The organism is Vibrio sp. 970 (assembly GCF_033339075.1).
On record NZ_JAWOTW010000050.1, the window covers coordinates 1 to 2,288 of the forward strand.

Genomic DNA, 2,288 nt, shown 5'->3' on the forward strand with positions numbered 1-2,288 from the left:
GTGGTGCCCGGAGGCGGAATCGAACCACCGACACGAGGATTTTCAATCCTCTGCTCTACCGACTGAGCTATCCGGGCGACGAGGTGTATTAAAAGGCTTTTCGGCTTTCAGGTCAACAATAAAATTAAAATAAAATATCGTTTGATGAATTTGTGCTCGGAGTGGGCTGTTTTTATGCGTTTTTAGCAGCAATGCGCCATGCTTTAAGCGATGTTTTAACATTGATAGTGTGTTCACTTGCAAAATAAAGGCGATAAAAACAAAAAAGCACGTCTGAAAACGTGCTTTTTATTGAACAATTGACTTTAAACTAGTGCTTTACTGAGAACTTGTTTACCCAACCTTCTAGCTCATTCGCTAGTGAAGCTAAACTTTGAGTACTTGATTGGCTCTCGGTTACGACAGAGTTGAGTTGGCCTCCGCTTTCCTCGATAAGGTTTATGCGTAGCGCAATATCATCGCTAACCTGCGTCTGCTCAGCGGCAGCAGTAGCGATCTGCTGGCTCATTGTGGTGATAGATTCTAACGCCGTTACAATTTGCTGTAGAGCTTCAGAGGCATTCTTAGACTCTGTAACAGTGCTTTCACTGGTTTCTGCACATATTTCCATTGTGTGAATGGCATTGCGAGAGCCTTCTTGCAGATTGGAGATCATATACTGAATCTCTTTTGTGCTGTCTTGTGTGCGTCCTGCTAGGTTGCGTACCTCATCAGCAACGACTGCGAAGCCTCGGCCTTGTTCTCCAGCACGTGCTGCTTCAATGGCTGCATTGAGTGCCAATAGGTTTGTTTGCTCTGCAATATCACCAATCACATCGAGCACTTTTACAATATTATTTACATCCTGATCTAGATCGGCGACCGCTTTACTCGCAGTATTTAATTGAGAAGCTAAACCTTGAATGTTTTCAACCGTGTTATGAATGAGTTTCTGAGTATGTTGGCTTTGTTTGTCAGCCTCGTCCGTATTGTTTGCGGTGTCGCTTGCTGAATTGGCAACATGGTTGGCTGAAGATGCCATTTCAGTCATCGCAGTGGCAATCATCGCCGTTGATTGCTGCTGAGATACGGTAAGATCGGCAATCGTATTTGATCGAGCTTCTACGGCAGACAACTCTGCGCGCAGTGCATGCATAGACTTCTCTAGGTTTGTCACCATGGTAGCTAGTGATTGACTCATATCTTGCACGGCACGATAGATACTTCCTCTCGGTGCCACAGTATCAAAACTGGTCTGAATGTCTCCTTGAGCGACAGCTTGAACTGCTTTACGCACGTCGTTAGGCTCTCCACCAAGTAGATGAAGCATTTTGCGAATCGAAATGATCAGGCCACTTAGAATACTTCCCGCGATAATCAGACACAGCACAAGCTGCCATTGTGCTGTCGACCAAAAACGTGCGTTAACTTCATTAAAGCCAATACCTGTACCGACAACCCAGCCCCAGTGTGGTGTTTTTTCTGCTATCGAGTGTTTTTCTTCAATGCTGCCATCAGCTTGTTTTTGGCTCCAGGTATATTCAACGATCTGACCTGTTTTGTGCCCCAATACATCTAGAATGAGTTGGCCTACGCTATTACCACTGCCATCTCTAAAGTCATGGAAGCTGGTTCCGTGCAGTTGAGGGTCTAGTGGTGCGGCGATGAACATCATATTTTCATCTGCGACATAAACGTATTCGTTGTCTTTGTAGATATTGTTACGAAGTAGGCGAGTGGCTAATGCTTTCGCTTCGTCTTCCGGCATTTTGCCTTCGATAGCCATCTTTTCTACTTCGGTAAGTATGCTGTACGCACTTTTAAATAGCTCAGTAACTCGAGCTTTGTTATCAAGGTTACTTGCGACGCGAAGTGTCCATAAGCCCGTTGCGGTCAGAGCTAGGAGAGCTAGCAATATGATCGCAGATAATAAATAGGCTTGAGTTTTTAGTTTCATATTTAGCTCACAAATAAAGTGTTATCACTATGCAAGGCATAGCTAAAAGAAGAAATGTAATAACTCGGGCATCTTAGTGAAGATGAATATGCTCGGATACTAATGCGTATTGAAATTACGATGAGGATTAAATTTTTAGCGTGAAATAAGTGTTTTTGAAGAAAGGATTTAATGTTCGCTGATGTTTAGAAATGAAGTGCAGATAAATGGGAAAGTGAGAAATGACGTATAAAGCAGATACAAAAAAGCCGCATCAAGTGATGCGGCTTTAAAAGTGGCTCCTCCTGCTGGGCTCGAACCAGCGACCTGCGGATTAACAGTCCGTCGCTCTACCAACTGAGCTAAGGAGGAA

Annotated in this window: 1 protein-coding gene and 2 tRNA genes; all 3 read right to left on the reverse strand. The window is 44.0% G+C overall.

All coding sequences use genetic code 11. The annotated features are described in order from the left end of the window. Nucleotide 1: 1 nt before the first annotated feature. Nucleotides 2-77 (reverse strand) — tRNA-Phe (locus R7Q11_RS24565). A gap of 233 nt (nucleotides 78-310) precedes the next feature. After that, a complete protein-coding gene (locus R7Q11_RS24570) occupies nucleotides 311-1,936 on the reverse strand; it encodes a methyl-accepting chemotaxis protein (protein ID WP_182038235.1) in 1,626 nt (541 codons plus the stop codon). 275 nt (nucleotides 1,937-2,211) lie between these two features. Further along, nucleotides 2,212-2,287 (reverse strand) — tRNA-Asn (locus R7Q11_RS24575). Between the last annotated feature and the right edge of the window lies 1 nt (nucleotide 2,288).

Bases quoted from the DNA above. Each gene is read 5' to 3' on its own strand.
- R7Q11_RS24570 (WP_182038235.1), bottom strand. From the start codon at position 1,936: ATGAAACTAAAAACTCAAGCCTATTTATTATCTGCGATCATATTGCTA.